The 26,784-nt window shown below is 64.3% G+C and carries 24 protein-coding genes and 1 pseudogene; 13 read left to right on the plus strand and 12 right to left on the minus strand.

Annotated features, from left to right (window positions below; genetic code table 11):
• The 4 genes from MF6396_RS05035 to gpmI all read right to left on the minus strand — a co-directional run bounded on the left by MF6396_RS05035 (position 1) and on the right by gpmI (position 5,182).
• On the minus strand, positions 1-774 hold the full coding sequence (locus tag MF6396_RS05035; RefSeq protein ID WP_078479829.1) for a divergent polysaccharide deacetylase family protein: 774 nt from the start codon (positions 772-774) through the stop codon (positions 1-3).
• Complete coding sequence (locus MF6396_RS05040) at positions 774-2,093, minus strand: S41 family peptidase (protein WP_043862202.1); 1,320 nt, start codon at positions 2,091-2,093, stop codon at positions 774-776. Before MF6396_RS05040 ends, MF6396_RS05035 begins: the two co-directional genes overlap by 1 nt.
• Before the next feature lie 89 nt (positions 2,094-2,182).
• Entirely contained in the window at positions 2,183-3,469 is a 1,287-nt protein-coding gene (locus tag MF6396_RS05045) for a murein hydrolase activator EnvC family protein (protein ID WP_043862201.1), read from the minus strand.
• A gap of 177 nt (positions 3,470-3,646) precedes the next feature.
• Complete coding sequence (gene gpmI / locus MF6396_RS05050) at positions 3,647-5,182, minus strand: 2,3-bisphosphoglycerate-independent phosphoglycerate mutase (protein WP_078479830.1); 1,536 nt, start codon at positions 5,180-5,182, stop codon at positions 3,647-3,649.
• 214 nt (positions 5,183-5,396) lie between these two features.
• Here gpmI and MF6396_RS05055 point away from each other — a divergent pair, with 214 nt between their 5' ends.
• The 3 genes from MF6396_RS05055 to secB are packed head-to-tail and all read left to right on the plus strand — an operon-like array spanning position 5,397 to position 6,592.
• Positions 5,397-5,813 (plus strand): rhodanese-like domain-containing protein, encoded by a 417-nt coding sequence (locus tag MF6396_RS05055; protein WP_043862199.1) that lies wholly within the window; start codon positions 5,397-5,399, stop codon positions 5,811-5,813.
• A gap of 1 nt (position 5,814) precedes the next feature.
• Positions 5,815-6,069 carry a glutaredoxin 3 gene (gene grxC / locus MF6396_RS05060; protein WP_043862198.1) on the plus strand — a complete coding sequence of 85 codons (255 nt, stop codon included), beginning with the start codon at positions 5,815-5,817 and terminating at the stop codon, positions 6,067-6,069.
• A gap of 34 nt (positions 6,070-6,103) precedes the next feature.
• Positions 6,104-6,592 (plus strand): protein-export chaperone SecB, encoded by a 489-nt coding sequence (gene secB / locus MF6396_RS05065; RefSeq protein WP_043862197.1) that lies wholly within the window; start codon positions 6,104-6,106, stop codon positions 6,590-6,592.
• A gap of 49 nt (positions 6,593-6,641) precedes the next feature.
• Here secB and MF6396_RS05070 read toward each other — a convergent pair whose 3' ends face one another.
• Positions 6,642-7,097, minus strand: coding sequence for a tRNA (cytidine(34)-2'-O)-methyltransferase (locus MF6396_RS05070; protein ID WP_043862196.1), 456 nt, complete (start codon positions 7,095-7,097; stop codon positions 6,642-6,644).
• On the opposite strand from MF6396_RS05070, the gene MF6396_RS05075 reads away from it, so the two are divergent.
• The gene (locus tag MF6396_RS05075; protein WP_043862195.1) at positions 7,096-7,533 is read left to right on the plus strand and encodes a hypothetical protein; all 438 of its coding nucleotides are present in this window, start codon (positions 7,096-7,098) and stop codon (positions 7,531-7,533) included. The two genes, MF6396_RS05070 and MF6396_RS05075, sit on opposite strands and share 2 nt — an antisense overlap.
• Positions 7,534-7,804: 271 nt before the next feature.
• Here MF6396_RS05075 and ntrC read toward each other — a convergent pair whose 3' ends face one another.
• From ntrC to glnA, 3 genes are all read right to left on the minus strand, one after another.
• On the minus strand, positions 7,805-9,241 hold the full coding sequence (gene ntrC / locus MF6396_RS05080) for a nitrogen regulation protein NR(I) (protein ID WP_058541652.1): 1,437 nt from the start codon (positions 9,239-9,241) through the stop codon (positions 7,805-7,807).
• Positions 9,238-10,323: a nitrogen regulation protein NR(II) gene (gene glnL / locus MF6396_RS05085; RefSeq protein ID WP_043862193.1), complete on the minus strand. Its 1,086-nt coding sequence runs from the start codon at positions 10,321-10,323 to the stop codon at positions 9,238-9,240. The genes ntrC and glnL overlap by 4 nt, the downstream gene beginning before the upstream one ends.
• Positions 10,324-10,707: 384 nt before the next feature.
• Positions 10,708-12,114 (minus strand): glutamate--ammonia ligase, encoded by a 1,407-nt coding sequence (glnA, locus tag MF6396_RS05090; RefSeq protein WP_043862192.1) that lies wholly within the window; start codon positions 12,112-12,114, stop codon positions 10,708-10,710.
• A gap of 331 nt (positions 12,115-12,445) precedes the next feature.
• Between glnA and thiI the strand changes: the two genes are divergently transcribed.
• Together thiI and typA are read left to right on the plus strand one after the other, a co-directional pair.
• Positions 12,446-13,900 (plus strand): tRNA uracil 4-sulfurtransferase ThiI, encoded by a 1,455-nt coding sequence (thiI, locus tag MF6396_RS05095; RefSeq protein WP_043862191.1) that lies wholly within the window; start codon positions 12,446-12,448, stop codon positions 13,898-13,900.
• Between the two features lie 128 nt (positions 13,901-14,028).
• Positions 14,029-15,849 (plus strand): translational GTPase TypA, encoded by a 1,821-nt coding sequence (typA, locus tag MF6396_RS05100; protein WP_043862190.1) that lies wholly within the window; start codon positions 14,029-14,031, stop codon positions 15,847-15,849.
• A gap of 157 nt (positions 15,850-16,006) precedes the next feature.
• Here the strand turns inward: typA and MF6396_RS05105 are convergent, their stop codons facing one another.
• Complete coding sequence (locus MF6396_RS05105) at positions 16,007-16,411, minus strand: YkgJ family cysteine cluster protein (protein WP_043862189.1); 405 nt, start codon at positions 16,409-16,411, stop codon at positions 16,007-16,009.
• 200 nt (positions 16,412-16,611) lie between these two features.
• Here MF6396_RS05105 and MF6396_RS05110 point away from each other — a divergent pair, with 200 nt between their 5' ends.
• The 3 genes from MF6396_RS05110 to MF6396_RS05120 all read left to right on the plus strand — a co-directional run bounded on the left by MF6396_RS05110 (position 16,612) and on the right by MF6396_RS05120 (position 20,814).
• Positions 16,612-19,062: a glycogen/starch/alpha-glucan phosphorylase gene (locus tag MF6396_RS05110; protein ID WP_058541651.1), complete on the plus strand. Its 2,451-nt coding sequence runs from the start codon at positions 16,612-16,614 to the stop codon at positions 19,060-19,062.
• Between the two features lie 141 nt (positions 19,063-19,203).
• Positions 19,204-20,214, plus strand: coding sequence for a class 1 fructose-bisphosphatase (locus MF6396_RS05115; RefSeq protein ID WP_043862187.1), 1,011 nt, complete (start codon positions 19,204-19,206; stop codon positions 20,212-20,214).
• Between the two features lie 3 nt (positions 20,215-20,217).
• Complete coding sequence (locus tag MF6396_RS05120; RefSeq protein ID WP_043862186.1) at positions 20,218-20,814, plus strand: DUF924 family protein; 597 nt, start codon at positions 20,218-20,220, stop codon at positions 20,812-20,814.
• Between the two features lie 86 nt (positions 20,815-20,900).
• Here MF6396_RS05120 and MF6396_RS29395 read toward each other — a convergent pair whose 3' ends face one another.
• Complete coding sequence (locus MF6396_RS29395; RefSeq protein ID WP_370409076.1) at positions 20,901-21,761, minus strand: methyl-accepting chemotaxis protein; 861 nt, start codon at positions 21,759-21,761, stop codon at positions 20,901-20,903.
• A pseudogene (locus MF6396_RS29400) lies at positions 21,759-22,793 on the minus strand (HAMP domain-containing protein); the annotation flags it as partial. The pseudogene MF6396_RS29400 and the gene MF6396_RS29395, both read right to left, overlap by 3 nt.
• 229 nt (positions 22,794-23,022) lie before the next feature.
• Between MF6396_RS29400 and bamE the strand changes: the two are divergent.
• Together bamE and MF6396_RS05135 are read left to right on the plus strand one after the other, a co-directional pair.
• Entirely contained in the window at positions 23,023-23,277 is a 255-nt protein-coding gene (bamE, locus tag MF6396_RS05130) for an outer membrane protein assembly factor BamE domain-containing protein (RefSeq protein ID WP_043862184.1), read from the plus strand.
• A complete protein-coding gene (locus MF6396_RS05135; RefSeq protein ID WP_043862183.1) occupies positions 23,274-23,849 on the plus strand; it encodes a lipocalin family protein in 576 nt (191 codons plus the stop codon). Before bamE ends, MF6396_RS05135 begins: the two co-directional genes overlap by 4 nt.
• A 93-nt stretch (positions 23,850-23,942) precedes the next feature.
• Here the strand turns inward: MF6396_RS05135 and MF6396_RS05140 are convergent, their stop codons facing one another.
• Positions 23,943-25,307: a formimidoylglutamate deiminase gene (locus MF6396_RS05140; protein ID WP_078479831.1), complete on the minus strand. Its 1,365-nt coding sequence runs from the start codon at positions 25,305-25,307 to the stop codon at positions 23,943-23,945.
• A 143-nt stretch (positions 25,308-25,450) separates the two neighbouring features.
• Here MF6396_RS05140 and hutC point away from each other — a divergent pair, with 143 nt between their 5' ends.
• Together hutC and MF6396_RS05150 are read left to right on the plus strand one after the other, a co-directional pair.
• Entirely contained in the window at positions 25,451-26,161 is a 711-nt protein-coding gene (gene hutC, locus MF6396_RS05145) for a histidine utilization repressor (RefSeq protein WP_162484873.1), read from the plus strand.
• Positions 26,158-26,730, plus strand: coding sequence for a HutD/Ves family protein (locus MF6396_RS05150; RefSeq protein WP_058541648.1), 573 nt, complete (start codon positions 26,158-26,160; stop codon positions 26,728-26,730). The genes hutC and MF6396_RS05150 overlap by 4 nt, the downstream gene beginning before the upstream one ends.
• Positions 26,731-26,784: the final 54 nt, after the last annotated feature.

The following is a 26,784-nucleotide window of genomic DNA, read 5'->3' on the forward strand; positions in this document are numbered from 1 at the left end:
TTACTGGCCGCCGGCGCTGGCGCGATAGCGCCCGCCGGCACCGTGGGCCGCCATTGCCTGGTTGCTGCGCAGGGCAATCATCTGGTGGATCTCGACCCACTCGATGCCCTGCGCCTTCAGGCGAGGCAGCTCGCGTTCGAGCACCTCCAGGGTTTGCGGGTAGGGGTGGCCGATCAGTACAGCCGAGCCCTGCCGGCGCGCCAGCTCCACGGCGATGCGCAGTGGCCCGGCAATCGCCTCGGGGGTGCGCACGTCATCCAGGAACACATCCCGCGACAGGCTTGCCAGCCCCTGTTCCTGCGCCTTGGCCGCAGCGACCGTGGCGGCGCTGGTGCGGCTGTCGACAAAGAACAGATGGCGGCGCTGCAACTCGCCCATCAGCCAGGCCATGGGCAGCGGCTGTGCAGTCATGCGGCTGCCCATGTGGTTGTTGATGCCGCTGGCATAGGGCACCTTGGCCAGGGCCGCGCCCAGGCGTTGTTCCAGCTCCGGCAGCGGGGTGTCCGGGTGCCAGGCGTAGGGGCCGGTGGCCGGGTCCATGGGCATGTGCAGGATCACCGTCTTGCCGGCCTTGTGCGCCTGGCGGGCGAACGCGGTGGCGTGCGGGGTATCGGGCATGATCGCGAGGGTGACCGGGCCGGGCAGGGCCAGGGTGCGCGCATCTCGCGCAGGGCTCTGCCCCAGGTCGTCGATGATCAGCGTGAGGTAGGCCTTGGCCGGTGCCGCGTGTGCGGTGCCGGCCAGGCAGAGCAGGGCGAACAGCAGATAGCGCATCACTTGCCGCTGGTGATGCTCAGGCCCTTGAGCAGGTTCAGCGCCTGGCTGAGCTGGAAGTCGTCGTCCTGCGGACGGTCCTTCTTGCTCGCGGCCTTGCCCGAAGGCCGGTCGGCGCCGCCGTTGCCGTTGCCCAGGTGACCTTGCAGGTCGGCTTCCTTGAAGTTGTCGTTGTCCTGCTCGCTGGTGATCTTGGCGCGGCGCACCTCGATGTCCGGCACGATGCCCTGGGCCTGGATCGAGCGGCCGTTGGGGGTGTAGTACAGCGCGGTGGTGATCTTCAGGGCGCGGTCGTTGTTCAGCGGCAGCACGGTCTGCACCGAGCCCTTGCCGAAACTGTCGGTGCCCATCAGTACGCCGCGCTTCTGGTCCTGCAGGGCGCCGGCGACAATCTCGGAGGCCGAGGCGCTGCCGCCGTTGATCAGCACCACCAGCGGCACGCCTTCGCTGGCATCGGCCGGGTCGGCCGAGAAGCGCAGTTCGGAGTTGGCGATGCGGCCCTTGGTGTACACGATCAGGCCCTTGGTCAGGAAGTGGTCGGCCACTTCGACGGCGGCCTGCAGCACGCCACCGGGGTTGTTGCGCAGGTCCAGCACCAGGCCGCGCAGTTTCTTGCCGTTGTCCTTGCGCAGCTTGGCCAGGGCCTTGCCGACCTCTTCGCCGGTCTTGACCTGGAACTGGGTGATGCGGATATAGCCGTAGCCGTCCTCGAGCAGCTGCGACTTGACGCTCTTGACCTGGATGACCGCCCGGGCCAGGGTCACGTCGAACGGCGTGCCGCCGTCGCGCACCAGGGTCAGGGTGATCTTCTGGCCGATCTTGCCGCGCATCTTGTCGACCGCCTCGGTCATGGTCTGGCCGCGGGTCGGCTGGCCGTCGATCTTGACGATCAGGTCGCCCGCCTCGATGCCGGCACGCGAGGCCGGGGTGTCGTCGATGGGCGATACCACCTTGACGAAGCCGTCCTCCATGCCCACTTCGATGCCCAGGCCGCCGAACTCGCCGCTGGTGCTCTCCTGCAGCTCCTGGAAGTCTTCAGGGCCCAGGTAGGCGGAGTGCGGGTCGAGGTTGCTGAGCATGCCCTTGATGGCGTTTTCGAGCAGGGTCTTGTCGTCCACCGGCTCGACATAGGCGGCCTTGATGCGGTCCATCACCTCGGCGAAGGTGCGCAGCTCTTCCAGCGGCAGCGGCGCCTGGGCAGTGACCGTGGTCGGTGCCACCGTGGCTGGCTTGGCAGGCTCGGCCGCGTGGGCCAGTGGCGCGCCGATGACCAGGGCAATGGTCAGGGCCAGCGAGGTAAGGCGAGGCGTATGCAGCATGTCGAACGAACTCCTGATCCTGGTTTTGCCCCCGGGGGAGCGTCGCTGGCACCGGTTGGCGGGGCTAGCGTGAAATGAACGATGTGCCCCTATCCCTGGGCACGGCACCATTGTGTCGGGTCGCTCGGGCGGCCTTGCTGGCGAATCGCGAAGTACAGGGCGGCGGTGTCCTGGCCGCCGCTGTTGCCGACGGTGGAGATCGCCTCGCCCGACTTGACCACGTCGCCGGCATTCTTGAGCAGGCTCTGGTTGTGCCCGTACAGGCTCAGGTAGCCGTTGCCATGGTCGAGAATGACCAGAAGTCCGGCGCCGCGCAACCAGTCGGCGAACACCACGCGCCCGCCATGCACCGCATGTACCTGGCTGCCGGCGGAGGCGCTGATCATCACCCCGTCCCACTTGGCTCGCGAGTCGTCGCCGCGGGTTTCACCAAAACGTGCCAGCAATCGACCATTGACCGGCCATGGAAGTTTGCCCCGTGCTGCAGAAAAAGCGCCGCCGAAGGTGGCGCCGTCGCTGGAAACCAGCGGCCCGGGCACTGCCCTGGGCTTTTTCGGGGTGGCGTCCTGGTTGGCGGCCAGGGCTTCGCGCTGGCGCTGCTTCTCGGCTTCCTGCGCGGCCAGCAGGGCGCGCTGACGTGCCTCTTCGGCTTCGCGCGCCTGGCGTGCCAGGGTCTGCTCGATGGTCTTGAGCACCTGGGCGAGGTCGGCCTGGTCCTGTTCGCGGGCGGCCAGCTTCTGGTCGCGCGCCTTGACGTCGCTGTTGAGCTTGGCCAGCACCTGCTGGCGCTCGGCGCGGACCTTTTCCAGGTCCTGGCGCTGGGTTTCGAGGGTGCCTTGCTGGGCCAGCAACTGGGCCTGCTGCAGGGCGATGTCCTTTTCCACATTGGCCAGCTGGCGCAGGGTCTCGTTGAAGCTGCGCAGCTGCTCCAGGCGGGCCTGGCTCAGGTAGTCGTAATAGGTGAGGGTGCGCGCGAACTTCTCGGGGTTCTGCTGGTTTAGCAGCAGCTTGAGGTATTCCTCGCGACCGTTCTGGTAGGCCGAACGGGCCTGGATGGCGATCAGGCGTTGCTGTTCAACGCGGGCGCTCTGGAGTTTTTTTTTCTCTTTGTCGAGGCGCTCCAGCTCGCCTTCAGTCTTTTTTAGTTCCTGCTGCAGGGCCTCCACCTGCTTTTGCAGCTTGCCGATTTCGGTTTCGGTGCCGCGCAGGTCTTTCTGCACGCCGGACTTTTCCTGCTGCAACTGGCCAAGCAGTTTTTTCAGCTCGGCAATGTCCTGGCGCGTGGCGTCCAGTTGCTGCTGGGTTTGCGCGCGCTCGTCGGCGAATGCCGGGCCGAACAGGCAGGTCAGGGCTATGAGGATAAGTGCGCGAAGCATGGAGTAGGCGGAACCCAGGATGGAGACTGGCCTAGTATGCCCGCCATGGCGATCAAAAAAAACGACCTTCAAGCGGGATGCGATTCAGCTGCCTGTTTCAAGCTGCACGCCGCAAGAGGCGCAGCGCACGTGGCGCTGGCTCCTGCAGCTTGAACCGTGCAGCGTGGGGCGTGCAGTTCAGACGTCTACGAGAATCGAAGTACCGGTCATTTCGGCCGGTTTTTCCAGGCCCAGCAGCTTGAGCATGGTCGGCGCCACGTCTGCCAGCACGCCGCCTTCACGCACCTTGAGGTTGCGCTTGCCGACATAGATGAACGGCACCGGCTCGGTGGTGTGGGCGGTGTGGGCCTGGCCGGTGCACTCGTCTTCCATCTGCTCGACGTTGCCGTGGTCGGCGGTGATCAGCGCTTCGCCACCCACCTTGTCGAGGGCCTCGACGATGCGGCCCACGCACAGGTCCAGGGCCTCCACGGCCTTGACCGCAGCGTCGAACACGCCGCTGTGGCCGACCATGTCGCCGTTGGCGTAGTTGACCACGATCACGTCATAGCGCTGCTGTTCGATGGCCTCGACGATGCGGTCGGTGACCTCCGGCGCGCTCATTTCCGGCTGCAGGTCGTAGGTGGCGACCTTCGGCGACGGGATCAGGATGCGCTCTTCGCCTTCGAACGGTTCTTCGCGCCCGCCGGAGAAGAAGAAGGTGACGTGGGCGTACTTTTCGGTTTCGGCGATGCGCAGCTGGGTCTTGCCCTTCTTGGCCAGGTACTCGCCCAGTACGTTGTTCAGGCTGCCTGGGGCGAACGCCGCCGGGGCGGCGATCTTGGCCGAGTACTGGGTCAGGCCGATGTAGGCGGCCAGCTTGGGCAGGCGTGCCCGCGGGAACTCGTTGAAGTCCGGCTCGACGAATACCCGCGACAGCTCGCGGGCGCGGTCGGCGCGAAAGTTCATGAAGATCACCGCGTCGCCGTCCTCGACCCTGACGGCCTCGCCCACGCGGGTGGCCTTGACGAACTCGTCGCTCTCGCCGCGTGCATAGGCGGCTTCAAGGCCGGCGGTGGCGGTGCTGGCGCTGAATTCGGCGGTGCTGTCGACGATCAGGTTGTAGGCGGCGCTGACACGGTCCCAGCGGTTGTCGCGGTCCATCGCGAAATAACGGCCGATGAGGCTGGCGATGCGGCCCTTGCCCAGGCGGGCGAAGGTGGCGTCGAGCAGTTCGATGGAAGACTGTGCGCTCTTGGGCGGGGTGTCGCGGCCGTCGAGGAAGGCGTGCAGGTAGATCTTCTCGGCGCCACGTTGCGCGGCCAGTTCGGCCATGGCCACCAGGTGGTCCTGGTGGCTGTGCACGCCACCGTCGGACAGCAGGCCGAGGATGTGCACGGCCTTGCCGGCACCGGCAGCCTTGTCCACGGCGTCGCACAGCACCGGGTTCTGGAAGAACTCGCCATCCTTGATGGCCTTGGTCACGCGGGTGAAATCCTGGTACACCACGCGCCCTGCACCCAGGTTCATGTGGCCGACTTCGGAGTTGCCCATCTGCCCGTCGGGCAGGCCCACGTCCATGCCCGAGCCCGAGATCAGGCCGTGCGGCTGGGTGGCGCGCAGGCGGTCGTAAACCGGCGTGGTGGCCGAATAGATGGCGTTGTATTCGTGGCTTTCGCTGTGACCGAAACCATCCAGGATGATCAGGACCAAGGGTTTTGGCGTGCTAGTCATCTATCCCACTCGCGCTTTTGTCAGGTGATAAAGACCCGCATTTTAGGGCAAATTGGTCAGCAGTGACGAATTAACCTTGCGCGCCCGCCATTGCCGCCCGACGGGTAGCAGCCCGGCAATGAGAATTACTGTCGACAACCAGTGCCGGTGGGCTTTGGCCGGCCTTGGGTGCTGTGTATACTGCCCATCATTTTTAACGGCCCGGAACCCTCTGATGGTTGCTCACCTGATCGAATTCGCGACATCTCACTATCTGCTGGTTGGTATCTTCGTCGTTCTGCTGGTCCTGCTGATCGTCACCGAAGCGCGCAAGGGCGGCCGCAGCCTGAGCAACGGCGAACTGACCGCGCTGGTCAACGCCGACAAGGGCCTGGTCATCGATATCCGTGCCAGCAAGGAGTTCTCCGCCGGGCACATCGTCGGTGCGCTGAACATCCCGCAGGACAAGTTCGCCGCGCGTATCGGCGAGCTGGAAAAGCACAAGGCGACCAAGACCCTGATCGTGGTCGACAACCTGGGCCAGCATGCCGGCGCCGTGTGCCGCGACCTGCTCAAGGCCGGCTTCAACGCCGCCAAGCTGTCGGGCGGTGTGTCGAGCTGGAAGGCCGACAACCTGCCGCTGGTGAAGTGACATGAGCAACGTCATCGTCTACTCCAGCGACTACTGCCCTTACTGCTCGCGTGCCAAGCAGCTGCTGTCCAGCAAAGGTGTGGCCTTCGAAGAGATCAAGGTCGATGGCAAGCCCCAGCTGCGCGCAGAGATGAGCCAGAAGGCCGGCCGCACCTCGGTGCCGCAGATCTGGATCGGCAGCACCCACGTCGGCGGTTGCGACGACCTGTTTGCCCTTGAGCGCGCCGGCAAGCTCGACGCGCTGCTCAAGGCCTGAATTCCCTACAAGACCCTGCAAAGAAGGATCTGTCATGACTGAAGAACAGAACAACGGCGCTGCGGCAGCCGACGAAAGCTCCCCGCAATTCTCCCTGCAGCGCATCTATGTGCGTGACCTGTCGTTCGAAGCGCCGAAAAGCCCGGCGATCTTCCGCCAGCAGTGGGAACCGAGCGTCGCGCTGGACCTGAACACCAAGCAGAAAGGCCTGGAAGGCGACTTCCACGAGGTCGTGCTGACCCTGTCGGTCACGGTCAAGAACGGTGAAGAGGTTGCCTTCATCGCCGAAGTTCAGCAGGCGGGTATCTTCCTGATCAAGAACCTCGACCCGGCTTCGATGAGCCACACCCTGGGCGCGTTCTGCCCGAACATCCTGTTCCCGTATGCGCGTGAAGCGCTGGACAACCTGGTGACCCGTGGTTCGTTCCCGGCCCTGATGCTGTCGCCGGTGAACTTCGATGCCCTGTACGCGCAAGAGATGCAGCGCATGCAGGAAGCAGGCGAAGCGCCTTCGCTGCAGTAAGCTGACTGCGGTACGTTGAAAGCGCCCTTCGGGGCGCTTTTTTCATGCCTCAGGCAAAACCTTGCTGGCGCCAGGCTTCGTACACCGCCACGGCCACGGTGTTGGACAGGTTCAGGCTGCGGCAGCCTTCACGCATGGGCAGGCGCAGGCGCTGGTCGCTGCCCAGCGGGTCGAGCACTTCGGGCGGCAGGCCACGGCTTTCAGGGCCGAACAGAAAGGCGTCGCCGGGGGCGAAGGCCACGTCGTGAAACGGCCGCGAGCCCTTGGTGGTGAAGGCGAACAGGCGCGGGTTGCCCAGGCTCTCGAGGCAGCTGGGCAGGTCGCTGTGGCGCTTGAGGGTGGCGTACTCGTGGTAATCCAGGCCCGCACGGCGCAGGCGCTTGTCGTCCAGTTCGAAGCCGATCGGGTCGATCAGGTGCAGCTGGCAGCCGCTGTTGGCGCACAGCCGTATAATGTTGCCGGTATTCGGTGGAATTTCCGGTTGAAAAAGGATGACGTGAAACATGCACGGCTCCGAGCATAAAGATGACGAGCATTCTACCCCCGAACCGGACCCGCGTTCGAAACTGTGGCCGCGGGTGCTGTTCTCCATGGCCCTGTTCGGCATGCTGGTGGGCCTGATGATCGGCCGCCTCACCGCGCCTGAACCACGGGTACTGGAGCGGGTGGAGGTGGTGGCCGATGGCCTGAACCTGTGGTTCAACGAAGAGCCGCAACTGCATGGCGAGGAGGTCGAGGGCACGCTGGCGTTGGTGTTCCAGGCCAGTGGGCGGAGCCAGAAGGGTCAGTTGCAGTTGGCGGGCAAGCCCGTGAGCTGGCGCCTGCAGAACAGCGACCAGGGCCTGTTGCTGAGCCTGGTGGCGGCCCGGCCGCTGCGCGGCGACTGGGCCGGCGAGCCGCTGCAGGGCCGCTGGAGGGTGCAGGTGAAACTGCACGAATAAAAGAGGGGATTCCCCGGCCTGCCTGTACCAAGGTCCCCAAAACTGGGTTGTGCTTAGGTATATGCAGGGGGTGTGCCAAGTTGGCCTGGGGCAATGGAACCAGGGGTTTTGCAGGGTTTGATGCGGTTGTGAGGGGTGTTTTTGCCTTCAGGCGGTGCAGCGGGGGCAGGCATGGTGCAGCAATGGGGCAAGCCCTTTGCCGGCAAGGCCGGCTCCTACAGGTATGGCGGCGTTTGTAGGAGCCGGCCTTGCCGGCGAAGAGGCCCCTGAGTCATGCCTCGTCGTCGCCCTCGTCGTCCCCGCCGTCGACCTTCATGCCCAGTTCCTTGATCTTGCGCGTCAGGGTGTTGCGCCCCCAGCCCAGCAGCACCGCTGCATCGCGCCGCCGCCCGGCGGTGTGCTTGAGCGCCGTCTCGATCATGATCCGCTCGAAACTCGGCACTGCGCTGTCCAGCAGGTTCGACTGGCCACGGCTCAGCGCCTGGTCGGCCCACTGGCGCAGCGCCTGCTCCCAGTTGGTCACCGGCGCCGCGTCCTGCGGCAGGTTCAGCAGCTCCGGCGGCAAGTCGCCGATATGCACCTCGCGCCCCGAGGCCATCACCGTGATCCAGCGGCAGGTGTTCTCCAGCTGGCGCACGTTGCCCGGCCACGGCAGGTTGCGTATGAACTCCTCGGTCTCCGGCTTGAGCAGCTTGGGCTCCACCGACAGCTCCTGCGCCGCACGCCCCAGAAAGTGCCGGGCCAGGGTCGGGATGTCTTCGCGGCGGTCGGCCAGGCGCGGGATGTGGATGCGGATCACGTTCAGGCGGTGGAACAGGTCTTCACGGAACTTGCCGGCCTGCACCAGGGTTTCCAGGTTCTGGTGGGTGGCGGCAATGATGCGCACGTCCACCTTCACCGGCACATGCCCGCCCACCCGGTAGAACTCGCCATCGGCCAGCACGCGCAGCAGGCGGGTCTGGGTGTCGGCCGGCATGTCGCCGATCTCGTCGAGAAACAGCGTGCCGCCGTCGGCCTGCTCGAAACGCCCGCGGCGCAGGTTGGCCGCGCCGGTGAACGCGCCCTTTTCATGGCCGAACAGTTCGGACTCCATCAGGTCCTTGGGGATCGCCGCCATGTTCAGTGCGATGAACGGCGAGGCGGCGCGCGGGCTGTGACGGTGCAGGGCGTGGGCCACCAACTCCTTGCCGGTGCCCGATTCGCCGTTGATCAGCACGGTGATGTTGGAATGGCTGAGCCGGCCGATGGCGCGAAACACCTCCTGCATGGCCGGCGCTTCGCCGATGATTTCCGGGGTGCGGGTCAGCGCCTGGGGCTCGGCCATGCCCTGCTGTTCCTGGGCGTGCTGGTTGGCGCGCTTGACCAGCGACACCGCCTCGTCCACGTCGAATGGCTTGGGCAGGTACTCGAACGCGCCGCCCTGGTACGAGGCCACGGCGCTGTCCAGGTCCGAGTGCGCGGTCATGATGATCACCGGCAGACGCGGGTGCTGCTCGCGGATCTGCGCCAGCAGGTCCAGGCCGCTGGCACCGGGCATGCGAATGTCGGAGATGATCACGTCCGGCTGCTGGCGGGCCAGGCGGCTCATGACCCCATCGGCACTGTCGAAGCTCTGGGTGGTCATGCCTTCCTGTTGCAGGGCTTTTTCCAGGACCCAACGGATGGAGCGGTCGTCGTCGACGATCCAGACGGTTTCGCTTCGGCTCATGAAGAAGTGGCTCCTTGTTCCAGCGGCAGGAAGATCGAGAAGGTGGTGTGGCCAGGGTGGCTGTCACATTCGATCAGGCCCTGGTGCTGGCTGATGATGTTCTGGGTGATGGCCAGGCCCAGCCCGGTACCGTCCGGGCGACCGCTGACCATGGGATAGAAGAGGGTGTCCTGCAGTTCCGCGGGGATACCCGGGCCGTTGTCGATGATTTCGATGCGCGCCACCAGGCGGTGGCGGGTGTGGCCGATGGTGAACTGGCGCATGGCGCGGCTGCGCAGGGTGATGCGGCCCAGGCGCAGTTCGTTCTGCCCGCTGATGGCCTGCATGGCGTTGCGCACGATGTTGAGCACGGCCTGGATCATCTGCTCGCGGTCCACCAGCACGTCGGGCAGGCTCGGGTCGTAGTCGCGCACCAGGGTGATGCCGCCCTGGCTTTCGGCCTCCACCAGGCTGCACACGCGCTCGAGCACTTCGTGGATGTTGGTCATGGCCAGCGACGGCAGTTTGTTGGAGCCGAGCATGCGGTCGACCAGGTTACGCAGGCGGTCGGCCTCTTCGATGATGACGTTGGTGTAGTCCTTGAGGCCGTTGTCGGGCAGTTCGCGGGCCAGCAGCTGCGCGGCGCCACGGATGCCGCCCAGCGGGTTCTTGATTTCGTGGGCCATGCCGCGCACCAGCATCTTGGTGGTTTCCTGCTTGGACAGCTGCGCCTCTTCCTTGGTGATGCGCAGCAGGCGGTCGCGCGGGTGCACTTCGAGCAGCAGCAGGGTGCGGCCGTGGTTGAGGATCGGGGTGACGGCGTAGTCGACGGTCAGGGTCTGGCCGGTGAGGGCGGTGAGCATGGCTTCGCGCTTGGTGAACGGGTGCGCGTGCTCTACGGCCTGGCGCAGCGAGTTGAGCGCTTCGGTCGATTCGGTGAACAGCTCGCTGATGAACTGCCCGTGGCTGCGCTGGCCGCTGATGGCCAGGAGCATTTCCGCTGCCGGGTTCATGTACTCCAGGCGCAATTCGGCATTGAGCAGAATGGTGGCAGTGGTCAGGTTGTCCAGTAGCAGTCGGTGCAGTGCATCGCTGATGGTCATGGGGCGTCGTTGACCTCTTTTGGCACAGTACCGCCCTGATCGGGGCCAGGGTGGCGCGCGCTGGTAATCGGCTGATGCCAGGAAAATGCAAGAACCAAACCAAGGCTCCGAAAAGAAGCGCAATTCCCTGAAACCGGGCCTTGGCTGCGCAAAAAATGACTGGGTTAACAGGTTGCAGGCTGTTTTTGAACCAAAATGGGCTGTTGGTGCAGGGGTAGCGCTGCCTTGTGCACCATTGTAGAGCACTGCTGACTTCATCGCGGGTCAAGCCCGCTCCCACTGGTTTGTGGCAGCGGGCTTGACCCGCGATGAAGTCAGCGCAAAAAAAAGGCCTCCCGAATGGGAGGCCTCTCTCGTTACGCCGCGTGAGCGAGCGTCACTGGCTTAGCAGCTGTAGTACAGCTCGTATTCCAGTGGGTGTACGAAGGTGCGCACCTTGATTTCTTCTTCGCTTTTCAGGGCGATGTAGGCATCGATGAACTCGTCGGAGAACACGCCGCCCTTGGTCAGGAACGCACGGCCCTTGTCCAGCTCTTCCAGGGCTTCCTTCAGGCTGCCACAGACCTGCGGGATCTCTTTGGCCTCTTCAGGCGGCAGGTCGTACAGGTTCTTGTCGGCGGCATCGCCTGGGTGGATCTTGTTCTGGATGCCGTCCAGGCCGGCCATCAGCAGCGCAGCGAAGGCCAGGTACGGGTTGGCCGCCGGGTCCGGGAAGCGCGCTTCGATACGGCGGGCCTTGGGGCTCGACACGTAAGGAATGCGGATCGAGGCAGAACGGTTGCGTGCCGAGTAGGCCAGCATGACCGGGGCTTCGAAGCCCGGGACCAGACGCTTGTAGGAGTTGGTCGACGGGTTGGTGAAGCCGTTCAGGGCCTTGCCGTGCTTGATGATGCCGCCGATGAAGTACAGGGCGGTATCGGACAGGCCGGCATAGCCTTCGCCGGCGAAGGTGTTCTTGCCGTCTTTCCAGATCGACATGTGCACGTGCATGCCCGAGCCGTTGTCGCCGTACAGCGGTTTTGGCATGAAGGTAGCGGTGCGGCCATAGGCGTCGGCAACGTTGTGCACGACGTATTTCAGGGTCTGAACTTCGTCAGCTTTTTTCACCAGGGTGTTGAACTTGACGCCGATTTCGTTCTGACCGGCAGTCGCCACTTCGTGGTGGTGCACTTCGACGACCTGGCCCATTTCTTCCAGTGCGTTGCACATGGCAGTACGGATCTCGTGGTCGTGGTCGAACGGCGGAACCGGGAAGTAGCCGCCCTTGACGCCTGGACGGTGGCCCTTGTTGCCACCTTCCACGTCCTGGTCGGACATCCACGAGCCCTGCTCGGAGTAGATCTTGAACATCGAGCCCGAAATGTCGGACTTGAACTTCACTTCGTCGAAGATGAAGAACTCAGGCTCAGGGCCTGCGAATACGGTGTCGCCGATGCCGGTGGAGCGCAGGAACTCTTCGGCCTGCTTGGCGATGGCGCGCGGGTCGCGGTCGTAGCCTTGCATGGTCGACGGTTCGATGATGTCGCAGACCAGGATCAGGGTCGGCTCTTCGGTGAACGGGTCGAGCACGGCGGTGGAGTCGTCCGGCATCAGGATCATGTCGGAGGCTTCGATGCCTTTCCAGCCAGCGATGGAGGAACCGTCGAACATCTTGCCGGCTTCGAAGAAGTCGTCTTCCAGCGCGTCACGGGCTGGCATGGTGACGTGGTGCTGGGTGCCCTTGGTGTCAGTGAAGCGCAGATCAATCCATTTAACGTCATGATCTTTGATGAGTTGAACCGACTTCGACATGGTGTCCTCCGGGTGGGGTAGAGCGTGCCTGTGCAGCCCTTGTAATTTGGGTGATGCCGGGCGCGAATAGTCGGCCAAGGCAACCTGCCTCACAAGGGAGCAAATTGCATGCCAGTGCCCCGAGTTGGGTTTTTCGCCCCATTCTCACGCGTTTACGGGTGCCAACGGCGCTTCAGGGGTTTTTCCTGCACTCTTAGGAGGCGTTTTTTCGTTTGAGTGACCCAAAATGGTGCGCGTGAAACCTTCTGTACAAAAGTTGCTCAAAGCTTGAGCGAATTCCGCTATAATCCGCGCCCCTTCTTTTTCGGCTGGCCACGCGCGCGCTGTTTTCATGAAACTAATCGTCAAAGTCTTTCCAGAGATCACCATCAAGAGCCGCCCGGTTCGAAAGCGCTTCATCCGTCAACTGGGCCGCAACATCCGCACCGTGCTCAAGGACCTGGATCCTGCGCTCGCGGTCGATGGTGTCTGGGACAATCTGGAGGTGGTCACCCGCCTGGACGACGAGAAGGTGCTGCGCGAAATGACCGAGCGCCTGAGCTGCATGCCGGGCATCGCGCATTTCCTCCAGGTCGATGAGTACCCGCTGGGCGACTTCGACGATATCGTCGCCAAGTGCAAGACGCATTTCGGCCACCTGCTGGCCGGCAAGCACTTTGCCGTGCGCTGCAAGCGCGGCGGCCACCATGATTTCAGCTCGATGGACGTCGACCGCTATGTCGGCAGCCAGCTGCGCCAGCAGTGCGGCGCCGCCGGCATCGACCTGCGCAACCCCGAAGTGGAAGTGCGCATCGAGATCCGCGACAAGCGCCTGTACGTGATCCACAACCAGCACAAGGGCATCGGCGGCTACCCGCTGGGCGCGCTGGAGCAGACCCTGGTGCTGATGTCCGGCGGCTTCGACTCCACCGTGGCGGCCTACCAGATGATGCGCCGCGGCCTGATGACCCACTTCTGCTTCTTCAACCTGGGCGGCCGTGCCCACGAGCTGGGCGTGATGGAAGTCGCGCACTACCTGTGGAAGAAGTACGGCAGCAGCCAGCGCGTGCTGTTCGTCAGCGTGCCGTTCGAAGAGGTGGTGGGCGAGATCCTCGGCAAGGTCGACAACAGCTACATGGGCGTGACCCTCAAGCGCATGATGCTGCGCGCCGCCACCAACATCGCCGACCGCCTGCAGATCGACGCGCTGGTCACCGGCGAGGCGATTTCCCAGGTGTCCAGCCAGACATTGCCCAACCTGGCGGTGATCGACTCGGCCACCGAGAAGCTGGTGCTGCGCCCGCTGCTGGCCAGCCACAAGCAGGACATCATCGACCAGGCCAATGAAATCGGCACCGCCGAGTTCGCCAAGCACATGCCCGAGTACTGCGGCGTGATCTCGGTGAACCCGACCACCTGTGCCAAGCGTCACCGCGTCGACCATGAAGAGAAGCAGTTCGACATGGCCGTGCTCGAGCGCGCCCTGGAACGCGCCCGCCTGGTGTCCATCGACCACGTGATCGATGAACTGGGCCAGGATATCCAGATCGAAGAAGTCAGCCAGGCGCTGGCCGGGCAGGTGGTGATCGACATTCGTCACCCCGACGCCCAGGAAGACCAGCCTCTGGAACTGGACGGCATCGAGGTCAAGGCCTTGCCGTTCTACGCCCTCAACAGTCGCTTCAAGGAGCTGGACCCCACGCGCCAGTACTTGCTGTATTGCGACAAGGGAGTGATGAGTCGCCTGCATGCCCACCATCTACTGAGTGAGGGGCATGCCAATGTGCGCGTTTATCGTCCGACATAAGATGCCGGGGTTGTATGGCGGCAGTATCCGCCATCGCCCTCCCGACCGACGAGCCCGTTGAGCGCCGTTCATTCACATTCGCCGCCTAGACTGGGCGGCAACCCGAATCCTCTGATCGAGATACACAAGTGATCGAAAATCTACGCAACATCGCCATCATCGCCCACGTTGACCATGGCAAGACCACCCTGGTAGACAAACTGCTGCGTCAGTCCGGCACCCTGGAGCGCAACGAGCTCAACGACGAGCGCGTGATGGACTCCAACGACCAGGAAAAAGAGCGCGGCATTACCATTCTGGCGAAAAACACCGCCATCAACTGGAACGGCTACCACATCAACATCGTGGACACCCCGGGCCACGCCGACTTCGGTGGTGAAGTAGAGCGTGTGATGTCGATGGTCGACTCCGTGCTGCTGCTGGTAGACGCCCAGGACGGCCCTATGCCGCAAACCCGTTTCGTGACCAAGAAGGCTTTCGAAGCCGGCCTGCGTCCGATCGTGGTGATCAACAAGGTCGACCGTCCGGGCGCGCGTCCTGACTGGGTTCTGGACCAGATCTTCGACCTGTTCGACAACCTGGGTGCCACCGACGAACAGCTGGACTTCAAGGTCGTCTACGCCTCGGCCCTGAACGGCATTGCCGGTCTGGACCACACCGAAATGGCCGAAGACATGACCCCGCTGTACCAGTCGATCGTCGACAACGTGCCAGCGCCAAGCGTCGACCGCGACGGTCCGTTCCAGATGCAGATCTCGGCACTGGACTACAACAGCTTCCTGGGCGTGATCGGTGTTGGCCGCATCGCCCGTGGTCGCGTCAAGCCGAATACCCCGGTTGTGGCCATCGACGTTGACGGCAAGCGCCGCAACGGTCGTATCCTCAAGCTGATGGGTCACCACGGCCTGCACCGCGTCGACGTCGAAGAAGCCCAGGCTGGCGACATCGTCTGCATCAGCGGTTTCGACGAGCTGTTCATCTCCGACACCCTGTGCTCCCCGGACGCAGTCGAGGCGATGAAGCCGCTGACCGTCGACGAGCCGACCGTTTCGATGACCTTCCAGGTCAACGACTCGCCGTTCTGCGGTAAGGAAGGCAAGTTCGTCACCAGCCGCAACATCAAGGAGCGTCTGGACAAGGAGCTGCTGTACAACGTTGCACTGCGCGTTGAAGAAGGCGACTCGGCCGACAAGTTCAAGGTATCGGGCCGTGGTGAGCTGCACCTGTCGGTACTGATCGAAACCATGCGTCGCGAAGGCTTCGAAATGGGTGTTGGTCGTCCGGAAGTGATCATCCGCGAAATCGACGGTGCCAAGCACGAGCCGTTCGAGAACGTCACCATCGACATCCCTGAAGATTCGCAGGGCAAGGTCATGGAAGAAATGGGCCTGCGTAAAGGCGACCTGACCAACATGGTGCCGGATGGCAAGGGCCGTGTACGTCTGGAATACAACATTCCAGCCCGTGGTCTGATCGGTTTCCGCAACCAGTTCCTGACCCTGACCAACGGTGCAGGCATCCTGACCTCGATCTTCGATCGCTACGCGCCAATGAAGTCCGGCCACATGTCCGGCCGTCAGAACGGCGTACTGGTATCGGTAGAGACCGGCAAGGCGCTGACCTACTCGCTGGAAACCCTGCAGGCGCGCGGCAAGCTGTTCGTCGAGCACGGCCAGGAGATCTACAACGGTCAGATCGTCGGTCTGAACAGCCGTGACAACGACCTGGGCGTCAACCCTACCAAGGGCAAGAAGCTCGACAACATGCGTGCTTCGGGCAAAGACGAAACCATCGCTCTGGTACCACCTGTTCGCTTCACCCTGGAACAGGCCCTGGAATTCATCCAGGACGACGAGCTGTGCGAAGTCACCCCCAAGTCGATCCGTCTGCGCAAGAAGATCCTGGACGAAGGCGAGCGTACCCGCGCTGCCAAGAAAGCCAAGAACTGAGTTAGCTCAGGCTGAATGAAAACGCCCCCGGTCGAAAGGCCGGGGGCGTTTTTGTTTGTGCAAGGCCTGAAACTTGCGCTGGCCGAATCGCGGGTCAAGCCCGCTCCCACAGGTAAATGCACAACCTTGTGGGAGCGGGCTTGACCCGCGATGCTTTTCAGCGGGCCACGGGCTTTGGCTTGTACGCGCAGTACCCCGGCCGCGGGCCGATCCTTGGGTGGTTGCGGCAGGTGTCGGGGCGCTTGTCGTAAATGGTGCAGAACCGCGTCTTGCGGTCCAGGTACAGGCAATCGTCGTTGCTCATGCGCTGCAAGGTGAAGATCCCGGACTTCTGGTTGAAGCGCTCGACGATCCCATCCTTCTGCAGGCGCTTGGCGATGTTCTTGGGCGGCTCGCCCCGTTCGAATTCGTCCACCACGCCAATGCGGATCAGATCCGTGAGCTTGACCTCCACCGGCAAGGTGCAGCAACTGGACATGCAGCCCCCGCACATGTGGCTGGAATACCTCTGCCAGGTATCCAGGCGGTCGAGTTCGGCGGCGGCAATCAGGGTCGGTTTCATCAGGTTCGGTTTTTCAGATGGTCGGGTGGGCGCGCGATCATACCGGAGTTGGTCAAAATGTGAACAACCATTTGCCGGGTTCGTGCCAACCCGGTACCGCTTTTGCACAGAAACAAACGAACCCGCGCTACCGCGCCCGGTCGAACCGTCTAGGCTGAGAAATCCCCATCCGCATTCGTCAACTTGCCCGAGGACGTCGTATGTCTCAGGAACCACTCGCACGTGACGCACAGGTGGCTGCCTTTCGCACCGCTGTACTGGAAAAACTGACCTATGCCGTCGGCAAGGACCCCGAGCACGCCTTCGACCACGACTGGTTCGAGGCCATTGCCCTGGCCGCCCGCGACCACATGGTCGACCACTGGATGGACCACACGCGGCAGATCTACCGCAAGAGCCAGAAGCGCGTCTATTACCTCTCCCTCGAATTTCTCATCGGCCGCCTGCTGTACGACAGCCTGAGCAACCTCGGCCTGCTGGACATCGCCCGTGAAGCAATGACCGGGCTGGACGTGGACCTGGAGCGCATCCGCCTGCTCGAACCCGATGCGGCGCTGGGCAACGGCGGCCTCGGGCGCCTGGCGGCGTGCTTCATGGAGAGCATGTCGACCCTGGGCATTGCCGCCCACGGCTACGGTATCCGCTATGAGCACGGGCTGTTTCGCCAGGCCGTGGTCGACGGCTGGCAGCAGGAGCAGACCGAAAACTGGCTGGATTTCGGCAACCCCTGGGAGTTCGAGCGTGCCGAGGTGATCTACCCGATCAGTTTCGGCGGCAGCGTCGAGACCCGGCACGACGAATCCGGCCAGCCGCGCCAGGTGTGGTGGCCGGCCGAAACGGTGCGTGCGGTGGCCTACGACACGCCCGTGGTGGGCTGGCGTGGTGCCAGCGTCAATACCCTGCGCCTGTGGCGCGCACGGGCCCTGGAAGAGCTGCACCTGGAGCGTTTCAATGCCGGCGACCACCTGGGCGCGGTAGCCGAAGTGGCCCGCGCCGAGAGCATCTCGCGGGTACTGTACCCGGCCGACAGCACCGAGGCCGGCCAGGAGCTGCGCCTGCGCCAGGAGTACTTCTTCGTCTCGGCCTCGCTGCAGGACCTGCTGCGCCGCCACCTGAACATGAACCCCACGCTGCTCAACCTGCACGAAAAGGCCGCCATCCAGCTCAACGACACCCACCCCTCGATTGCCGTGGCCGAGCTGATGCGCCTGCTGGTGGACCAGCACGAACTGCCGTGGGACACCGCCTGGCAGCTCACCGTCGACACCCTGGCCTACACCAACCACACCCTGCTGCCCGAGGCGCTGGAAACCTGGTCGGTGGGGCTGATGGAGCGCATGCTGCCGCGCCACATGCAGATCATCTACCTGATCAACGCCTTTCATATCGACGCGCTGCGGGCCAAGGGCATCCATGACTTCGACGTGCTGCGCGCGGTGTCGCTGATCGAGGAGGACAACGGCCGGCGGGTGCGCATGGGCAACCTGGCGTTCCTCGGGTCGCACAGCGTCAACGGCGTGTCGGGGCTGCACACCAAGCTGATGCGCAGCACCGTGTTCGCCGAACTGCACAAGCTCTACCCCGAGCGGATCAACAACAAGACCAACGGCATCACCTTCCGCCGCTGGCTGTACCAGGCCAACCCGCCGCTCACCCGCATGCTGGTGGAGGCGCTGGGGCCCGAGGTGCTGGACGACCCCGAGAAGCACCTGCGGCGCCTCGAACCGTTCGCCGACAAGCCGGCGTTTCGCAAGGCCTTCGCCCAGCAGCGCCTGCACAGCAAGAAGGCCCTGGCCAACCTGATCCAGGAGCGCCTGGGCATCACGGTCGACCCCGAGGCGATGTTCGATGTGCAGGTCAAGCGTATCCACGAATACAAGCGCCAGTTGCTCAACCTGCTGCATACCGTGGCGCTGTACCAGGCGATCCGCGCCGAGCCGGGCACGCACTGGGCGCCGCGGGTGAAGATCTTCGCCGGCAAGGCCGCCGCCAGCTATCACCAGGCCAAGCTGATCATCAAGCTGGCCAACGACATCGCCAGGGTGGTCAACAACGACCCGACCGTGCGCGGGCTGCTCAAGGTGGTGTTCCTGCCCAACTACAACGTGAGCCTGGCCGAGAGCATCATCCCGGCGGCGGACCTGTCCGAGCAGATCTCCACCGCCGGCTACGAGGCTTCGGGCACCAGCAACATGAAGTTCGGCCTCAATGGCGCGCTGACCATCGGCACCCTGGACGGCGCCAACGTCGAGATGTGCGAGCAGGTGGGGGCCGAGCACATGTTCATCTTCGGCCTGACCTCCCAGCAGGTGGAGGCGCGCAAGCGCAGCGGCGATTTCGGTGCCAGCTCCGCCATCGGCGCCTCGTACCGGCTCAACGACGTGCTCCAGGCGATCCGCGGCGGGGTGTTCTCGCCGGACGACCCGGCGCGCTACGTGGGGCTGATCGATTCACTGGTGCCGTACGACCGCTTCCTGGTGTGCGCCGACTTCGATGCCTACTGGGAGGCCCAGCGCCGCGTCGAGGAGCTGTGGCACGACCCCCAGCAGTGGTGGCGCTCGGCCGTGCTCAATACCGCGCGCATGGGCTGGTTCTCGTCGGACCGCACCATTCGCGAATACGCCGGGGAGATCTGGAACGCGCTGGAGTAGGCGCCTGGCATCGGGCCCGGGGGCGTGAACCTTCGGGCCGATGTGTCGTCTGATCGGGCGAGCATGTCCTATTGCTCGCTAGCGCTTCACTCTCCCTGTAAACTGCGTGGGTTTTTTCTACCCCATCCTCCGGAGCCTTACATGTCCCGCGTTACCCTGAGTCGCTATCTGATTGAGCAGACCCGCAGCAACAGCACCCCTGCCGATCTGCGCTTCCTTATCGAAGTGGTGGCGCGTGCGTGCAAGGAAATCAGCCACAACGTGTCCAAGGGCGCCCTGGGCGGCGTGCTGGGCAGCATGGGCACTGAAAACGTGCAGGGCGAAGTCCAGAAGAAACTGGACGTGATTTCCAACGACATCCTGCTCGAAGCCAACGAGTGGGGCGGCCACCTGGCCGGCATGGCGTCCGAAGAGATGGACAATGCCTACCAGATCCCGGGCAAGTACCCCAAGGGTGCCTACCTGCTGGTATTCGACCCGCTGGACGGTTCGTCGAACATCGACGTCAACGTCTCGGTCGGCACCATCTTCTCGGTACTGCGCTGCCCCAACGAGTACCTGAGCCAGAACGAAAGCCTCAACGAACAGGCCTTCCTGCAGCCGGGCACCAAGCAGGTGGCCGCCGGTTACGCGATCTACGGCCCGCAGACCATGCTGATCCTGACCCTGGGCAACGGCGTCAAGGGCTTCACCCTGGACCGCGAGCTGGGCAGTTTCGTGCTGACCCACGAGAACATCCAGGTGCCGGAAACCACCGCCGAGTTCGCCATCAACATGTCCAACCAGCGCCACTGGGAAGCCCCGGTGACCCGCTATGTGGGCGAACTGCTGGCTGGCGAGACCGGCCCGCTGAAAAAGAACTACAACATGCGCTGGATCGCCTCGATGGTTGCCGACGTGCACCGCATCCTGACCCGTGGCGGCCTGTTCATGTACCCGCGCGATGCGCGCGAGCCATCCAAGCCGGGCAAGCTGCGCCTGATGTACGAAGCCAACCCGATGTCGTTCATCATCGAACAGGCCGGCGGTGCTTCCACCGACGGTCGCCAGCGCATCCTCGACATCCAGCCCGAGAGCCTGCACCAGCGTGTGGCGGTGTTCCTGGGTTCGAAGCAGGAAGTCGAGCGCGTCACCGGTTATCACCAGGAGTAAATCATGCTCGCACCTTGGCAGCCGTTGCTGGAGTGGTGGTTCGGCTGGGGCACCAGCCCCCAGGCCGTGGCTGACGAGAAGAGTACGCTGTGGTTCGGCAAGCACCACGACGACGAGGCGCGCGAGCGCTTCGGCGAGCTGGCCGCGCAGGCGCTGGCCGGCGAGCTGGACGAATGGCTGGCAAGCCCCCAGGGCTGGCTGGGCCTGGTGCTGCTGCTGGACCAGCTGCCCCGCATGATCCACCGCGACACGCAGCACGCCTTCGATGGCGACCGGCGTGCGCAGGTGCTGGTGATGCAGGGCCTGGACAAGGCCTGGGACTACCAGCTGCTGCCGATCCAGCGGGTGTTCATCCTGCTGGTACTGGAGCATGCCGAGGTGCTGGACTGGCAGAACATCAGCATCGAGCGCTATCAGTTGCTGCTGGATGCGCAGCCGGACAGTGACCGGCGCCTGTTCGAAGGTTTCCTGGACTATGCCGAGCAGCACCAGCGGGTGATTGCGCGGTTTGGCCGCTTCCCGCACCGCAACCTGGTGCTGGGGCGCCCGAGCACCGATGAAGAGATGGACTTTCTGCTGGAGCCGGGCTCGCGGTTCTGAGCTGAACCCAATCGCGGGTCAAGCCCGCTCCCACTAGGACTATCGCTGTCCTTGTGGGAGCGGGCTTGACCCGCGATTGTTTCACCCTAGATCCTGAAGCTGCCCACCAGCTGCTTCAACCTGTCCACCTGGCTCTGCAGGTCATTGCAGGCCCGCAGCGTCGCCTGCAAATTCTCCACCCCTTCCTGATTCAGCGTATTGATCTCGGTGATGTCGACATTGATCGATTCCACCACGGCCGTCTGCTCTTCGGTGGCGGTGGCCACCGACTGGTTCATCCCGTCGATTTCGCCAATGCGCACGGTCACGCTGCCCAGGCGCTCGCCGGCCTGGTTGGCAATGCCCACGCTGTGCTCGCTCTGGCGCTGACTCTCGGTCATGGTGCCCACCGCCACCTGTGCGCCGGCCTGCAACTGCTCGATGATCTTCTGCACCTGTTGCGCCGAGTCCTGGGTACGGTGGGCCAGGTTGCGCACCTCGTCGGCCACCACCGCAAACCCGCGACCGGCCTCGCCGGCACGTGCCGCCTCGATGGCCGCGTTCAGTGCCAGCAGGTTGGTCTGCTGGGAAATGCCGCTGATCACCTCGAGAATCTGGCCGATGTTCACCGTGTTGGCGTTGAGCGTCTCGATATGGGTGCTGGCGTCGCTGATCTTGCTCGACAGCTGGTTCATCACCGCAATGGTCTGGTCGACCACCTGCTGGCCGTCCTCGGCCAGGTTGCGTGCTTCGCTGGAGTGCTGTGAGGCAAGGGCGGCGTTGTGGGCGATCTCATGGGCGGCGGCGCCCAGCTGGTTGATCGCCGCCGCCACGCTGCTGGTGCGGCCCGACTGCTGGTCGGCATTGTGGATCGACGCGTTCGAGGCGCTGACCACGCGCAGGGCCACTTCATTGACCCGACCGGTGGCCGAGGACACTTCGCTGATCGAGTTGTGGATACGTTCCACGAAGCGGTTGAACGAGGAGCCCAGCGCGCCGAACTCGTCATGGGCATGAATGCGCAGGCGCCGGGTCAGGTCGCCTTCGCCTTCGGCGATATCGTGCATGGCGCGGCCCATCACATGCAGCGGCTCCATCAGGACGCGGATCAGCACGCCGAGCAAGGCGATGATGATCAGCACGGCGATGGCCGTGGCCACGATGGCCGAGGTCCGAAACTCGCCGAGCATGGCAAAGGCGTAGTCCTGGTCGACCACCATCGCCACGTACCAGTCGGCCGAAGGCACGCCGTTGACGCGGGTGAAGCTGATGAACTGCCGGCGCCCGTCCTGCTCGACTTCCTTGAGGCCGCTACCCGGCTGCGGCGTGCCCTGCGGGTAGGCATCGGCCAGGCGCTTGAGGGTCAGCGAGCTGTCCGGGTGGATCAGGATCTTGCCCTCGGCATTGACGATGAACGCCAGGCCGTGGCCGTCGAAGTTCAGCGAGTTGATGATGCTGCTGATGGTGTCCAGGTCGGTGTCGGCACCGCTGACACCGATCAGGCGGCCAGCCTGCTGCACCGGGGTGGCAATGGTGATCACCAGCTTGCCCGAGGAGGCCGAGACGTAGGGTTCGGTAACGATGCTGCGCCCGGCCTCGCTGGCGCCCTTGTACCAGCCGCGTACCCGCGGGTCGTAGTCGGCGGCGCGGTTGCCCGTGGGCACCGATTGCATGCTGCCGTCCTGGCCGCCGAAGTAGGTCAGGGTGAAGTTGCTGGCATACACCGGCAACGCCATCAGCCGGTCCAGGCTCGGCTTGCCGGGGCCATCCACGGCCACCTGCTGGGCAAACGAATGCTGCAGCTGGATGCGGCTCTGCAGCCAGGTCTGGATGTTGCTGGTGGTAAGGCTGCCGAGCTCCTGCATCGTGGCCTCGGTGTTGCTGCGCAGCGACTGGCGCTGGCGGTAATCGTTGAACAGGATGAAACAGGTAAACGCCACCGCGACCACAAGGGCGGCGGCCAGCAGGATCTTGTGGCTGAACTTCAGGTTTTTGGTCATTGCGAGGTCTGTCTGCACAAGGCGGTCAACGGGGAGGGCGCGGCGAAACGTCGCAGCGCCCTCCTGTGTCGTCCGCGCCGGGCAAAAAATGAGGCGGATGTGCGACTAGTCGACAAATGGCAACGATAACCGTGCAGGTAATTGGGGTTGCCGGGAACCGGATAGGGGTTTTTGCTTCTAAGCTCGAGTCAGGCCCCGTGCTTGCACCCTCATGTTCAGGAGTGACCCCATGTCGTTGCGTTCCCTCGCCTTGTTGTCGTTGTGCGTGTTGCTGGCCGCATGCAGCAAGATCAACCAGGAAAACTATTCCAAGCTCCAGGCCGGCATGCCCAAGGCCGAGGTCGAGCGACTGCTGGGCAGCCCCACCGAGTGTTCCGGCGCGCTGGGCATGACCAGTTGTACCTGGGGCGACCAGAAAGCCTTCATCAGCGTGCAGTACGCCGCCGACAAGGTGCTGATGTACTCGGGGCAGGGTCTCAAATGAAACGCCTGCCCCTGCTGTTGAGCCTGTGCGCCGGCCTGCTGCTGACCGGTTGTGCGCATTCGCGCGACGACGGGCCGTTGCCGCCCAAGACCGTCGACAGCGTCGACCTCAAGCGTTACCAGGGCAAGTGGTTCGAGCTGGCGCGGTTGCCGATGTTCTTCCAGCGCAATTGCGCGCAGAGCGAAGCGCATTACAACCTCAAGCCGGACGGCACGGTGGGCGTGCTCAACCGCTGCATCACGCTCGAGGGCGAGTGGGAGGAGGCCAGTGGTACGGCGACGCCACAGGTGCAGGGCAAGACCGACAAGCTGTGGGTGGAGTTCGACAACTGGTTCTCGCGGTTGCTGCCGGGGGTGACGAAGGGCGATTACTGGGTGCTGTACGTGGACAAGGACTACCAGACGGCACTGGTGGGCAACCCGGACCGCAAGTACCTGTGGATACTGTCGCGCACGCCGACGATTCCGGCGCTGGAGCGCGAGAGCCTGCTGGCGCGGGCGCGTCAGCAGGGGTATGACACCACGCGGCTGATCTGGCGGGTTTCGGACAGGGACATCGCGCACAGTCAGTGAGGGCCTCTTCGCGGGTCAAGCCCGCTCCCACAGGATCAGCATAAACCCTGTGGGAGCGGGCTTGACCCGCGATAATCACGGCGTGGTTCTGGCTCAGCCCAGCACTTCGCGAAGCACCCCGGCAAACGCCCGCGCACTCTGTTCTTCACCCGCATGCCGACCCTGCTTGACCACCCAATTGCCATTCACCATCACATCGCGCACCTGCCGGTCGCCGCCGGCAAACAGCCAGCGATTGAGAACCCCGTCCCCGCTCGCCGTGGCGATATACGGATCGGCCCCATCCAGCACGATCCAGTCGGCCCGCCTGCCCACCGCCAGTTCGCCAACCGGCTGCCCCAGCGCCTGCGCACCACCGGCCAGGGCCGCATCGAACAGGGTGCGCCCCACCATCGGCTGATCGGCCCCATGCAACCGGTTGCGCCGCTGGTCGCGCAGGCGTTGGCCATATTCGAGCCAGCGCAATTCCTCCACCACGCTCAGCGACACATGGCTGTCCGAGCCGATGCCCATGCGCCCGCCCTGGGCCAGGTAGTCGACGGCAGGGAAGATGCCGTCGCCCAGGTTGGCCTCGGTGGTCAGGCACAGGCCGGCCACCGCCTTGCTGCGCGCCATGGTGCTGACTTCGTCGGGCTCGGCGTGGGTGGCGTGCACCAGGCACCAGCGCTGGTCGACATCGACGTTTTCATACAGCCACTGCAATGGCCGGCGGCCACTCCAGGCCAGGCAGTCGTCGACTTCCTTCTGTTGTTCGGCAATGTGGATATGCACCGGGCAGGCCTTGTCGCCGGCAGCCATGACCTGGGCGATCTGCTGCGGGGTGACCGCGCGCAGGGAGTGAAAGCACAGCCCCAGGCGCTGCGCCGGTTGCTGGGCGAGCAGCGGCGCCAGTTGCGTGTGCAGGTGCAGGTACTGCTCGGTGCCGTTGATGAAGCGACGTTGCCCGTCATTGGGCGCCTGCCCGCCGAAACCCGAGTGGCTGTACAGCACCGGCAGCAGGGTCAGGCCGATGCCGGTGTCGGCGGCGGCCTGGCTGATGCGCAGCGACAGTTCGGCCGGGTCGGCATAGGCCTTGCCCTGGGCGTCATGGTGCACGTAATGGAATTCGGCCACCGAGGTGTAGCCGGCCTTGAGCATCTCGATGTACAGCTGGCGCGCAATGATGCCCAGTTGCTCGGGGCTGATCCGGCCCACCAGCCGGTACATCAGCTCGCGCCAGGTCCAGAAGCTGTCGTTGGGGTTGCCGGCCACTTCCGCCAGGCCGGCCATGGCGCGCTGGAAGGCGTGCGAGTGCAGGTTCGGCATGCCCGGCAGCAACGGCCCGGCCAGGCGCTCGGCGCCATCTGCCGAGGCGCCTGGCTGTACGCTATTCAACAGGCCGTCGGGGCCTGTCTCGATTCGCACGTTTTCTGCCCAGCCTGTAGGCAACAAAGCACGTTCGGCAAAGAACACGGACATCGGTACGCCACCCTTTTCTGGTTATTTGTATATACATATACAGACGTTTGCCTGCCCGGTAAACTGCGGCACTCTACCGGTCATACTCATCACCAAGGATTTTTGCCGTGTCGACACCTCCTGTCTCCGCGTTGGTTGCCCACATGGGCGAGGGCCCGGCGCCGCTGTATGCGCGGGTCAAGCAGATGATCGCCCAGCAGATCCAGAACGGCAGCTGGCCGCCGCATCACCGCGTACCGTCCGAGAGCGAACTGGTCACCGAGCTGGGCTTCAGCCGCATGACCATCAACCGCGCCTTGCGCGAGCTGACCGCCGAAGGCCTGCTGGTGCGCATGCAGGGCGTCGGCACCTTCGTCGCCGAGCCCAAGAGCCGCTCGGCGCTGTTCGAGGTCAACAACATCGCCGACGAGATCGCCGCGCGCGGCCACCAGCACAGCTGCAAGGTGATCACCCTGACCGAAGAGGCGGCAGGCTCGGAGCGGGCGCTGGCGCTGGACATGCGCGAAGGGCAGCGGGTGTTCCATTCGCTGATCGTGCACTACGAAAACGGCATCCCGGTGCAGATCGAGGACCGCTTCGTCAACGCCCAGGTCGCCCCGGACTACCTCAAGCAGGACTTCACCCGCCAGACCCCCTACGCCTACCTGTCCCAGGTGGCGCCGCTGACCGAAGGCGAGCACGTGGTCGAGGCGATCCTGGCCGAACCCGAGGAATGCCGCCTGCTGCAGATCGAGCCGGGCGAGCCGTGCCTGCTGATCCGCCGGCGCACCTGGTCGGGTCGCCAGCCGGTCACGGCGGCGCGCCTGATTCACCCCGGTTCCCGTCACCGCCTGGAAGGACGCTTCAGCAAATGAGTTCGTTGACCCTGTTACGTGCCGCCGACTACCCGCGCATGCCGTGGAAGAACGGCGGCGGCAGTACCGAAGAGATCACCCGCGATGGCGGGGCCGGCCTGGAGGGCTTTGGCTGGCGCCTGTCGATTGCCGACATCGCCGAGTCGGGCGGGTTCTCCAGCTTTGCCGGGTATCAGCGCGTGATCAGCGTGCTGCAAGGCGATGGCATGCGCCTGATGGTGGATGGCCAGGCCAGCCGCGATCTGCTGGCGTTCGATGCCTTCGCCTTCAGCGGCGAAAGTGCAGTGAGCTGCAACCTGCTGGGCGGACCGATTCGCGACTTCAACCTGATCTATGCGCCGCAGCGGTTTGCCGCGCGGTTGCAGTGGCTGCCGGGTGAAAGCCGGGTGTACAGCTCGGCCCAGACGCTGCTGGTGTTCGCGGCGCACGAGCGGGTGCGGGTCAAGGTCGCAGGGCATGCCGAGCAGTGGCTGGGTCGCTATGACTGCCTGCGGCTGGACGGCAACCACGGGTTGCTGGAGTTCGAGGTCAGTGGGCAGATCTGCCTGATCGAGCTGACCGAACGTTAAGGGCTTCGCCAGCAAGGCTGGCTCCTGCAGGTCCTGTTCTTTTTTTGCGTGTAG

The sequence above is a fragment of the Pseudomonas sp. MF6396 genome (assembly GCF_002018915.1).
Taxonomy (GTDB): Bacteria; Pseudomonadota; Gammaproteobacteria; order Pseudomonadales; family Pseudomonadaceae; genus Aquipseudomonas; species Aquipseudomonas palmensis.

Excerpts from the sequence above, each read along its gene's own strand:
- MF6396_RS05035 (WP_078479829.1), bottom strand. The coding sequence starts at position 774 with ATGCGCTATCTGCTGTTCGCCCTGCTCTGCCTGGCCGGCACCGCACAC.
- MF6396_RS05040 (WP_043862202.1), bottom strand. The coding sequence starts at position 2,093 with ATGCTGCATACGCCTCGCCTTACCTCGCTGGCCCTGACCATTGCCCTG.
- MF6396_RS05045 (WP_043862201.1), bottom strand. The coding sequence starts at position 3,469 with ATGCTTCGCGCACTTATCCTCATAGCCCTGACCTGCCTGTTCGGCCCG.
- gpmI (WP_078479830.1), bottom strand. The coding sequence starts at position 5,182 with ATGACTAGCACGCCAAAACCCTTGGTCCTGATCATCCTGGATGGTTTC.
- MF6396_RS05055 (WP_043862199.1), top strand. The coding sequence starts at position 5,397 with ATGGTTGCTCACCTGATCGAATTCGCGACATCTCACTATCTGCTGGTT.
- grxC (WP_043862198.1), top strand. The coding sequence starts at position 5,815 with ATGAGCAACGTCATCGTCTACTCCAGCGACTACTGCCCTTACTGCTCG.
- secB (WP_043862197.1), top strand. The coding sequence starts at position 6,104 with ATGACTGAAGAACAGAACAACGGCGCTGCGGCAGCCGACGAAAGCTCC.
- MF6396_RS05075 (WP_043862195.1), top strand. The coding sequence starts at position 7,096 with ATGCACGGCTCCGAGCATAAAGATGACGAGCATTCTACCCCCGAACCG.
- MF6396_RS05070 (WP_043862196.1), bottom strand. The coding sequence starts at position 7,097 with ATGTTTCACGTCATCCTTTTTCAACCGGAAATTCCACCGAATACCGGC.
- ntrC (WP_058541652.1), bottom strand. The coding sequence starts at position 9,241 with ATGAGCCGAAGCGAAACCGTCTGGATCGTCGACGACGACCGCTCCATC.
- glnL (WP_043862193.1), bottom strand. The coding sequence starts at position 10,323 with ATGACCATCAGCGATGCACTGCACCGACTGCTACTGGACAACCTGACC.
- glnA (WP_043862192.1), bottom strand. The coding sequence starts at position 12,114 with ATGTCGAAGTCGGTTCAACTCATCAAAGATCATGACGTTAAATGGATT.
- thiI (WP_043862191.1), top strand. The coding sequence starts at position 12,446 with ATGAAACTAATCGTCAAAGTCTTTCCAGAGATCACCATCAAGAGCCGC.
- MF6396_RS05105 (WP_043862189.1), bottom strand. The coding sequence starts at position 16,411 with ATGAAACCGACCCTGATTGCCGCCGCCGAACTCGACCGCCTGGATACC.
- MF6396_RS05110 (WP_058541651.1), top strand. The coding sequence starts at position 16,612 with ATGTCTCAGGAACCACTCGCACGTGACGCACAGGTGGCTGCCTTTCGC.
- MF6396_RS05115 (WP_043862187.1), top strand. The coding sequence starts at position 19,204 with ATGTCCCGCGTTACCCTGAGTCGCTATCTGATTGAGCAGACCCGCAGC.
- MF6396_RS05120 (WP_043862186.1), top strand. The coding sequence starts at position 20,218 with ATGCTCGCACCTTGGCAGCCGTTGCTGGAGTGGTGGTTCGGCTGGGGC.
- bamE (WP_043862184.1), top strand. The coding sequence starts at position 23,023 with ATGTCGTTGCGTTCCCTCGCCTTGTTGTCGTTGTGCGTGTTGCTGGCC.
- MF6396_RS05135 (WP_043862183.1), top strand. The coding sequence starts at position 23,274 with ATGAAACGCCTGCCCCTGCTGTTGAGCCTGTGCGCCGGCCTGCTGCTG.
- MF6396_RS05140 (WP_078479831.1), bottom strand. The coding sequence starts at position 25,307 with ATGTCCGTGTTCTTTGCCGAACGTGCTTTGTTGCCTACAGGCTGGGCA.
- hutC (WP_162484873.1), top strand. The coding sequence starts at position 25,451 with ATGGGCGAGGGCCCGGCGCCGCTGTATGCGCGGGTCAAGCAGATGATC.
- MF6396_RS05150 (WP_058541648.1), top strand. The coding sequence starts at position 26,158 with ATGAGTTCGTTGACCCTGTTACGTGCCGCCGACTACCCGCGCATGCCG.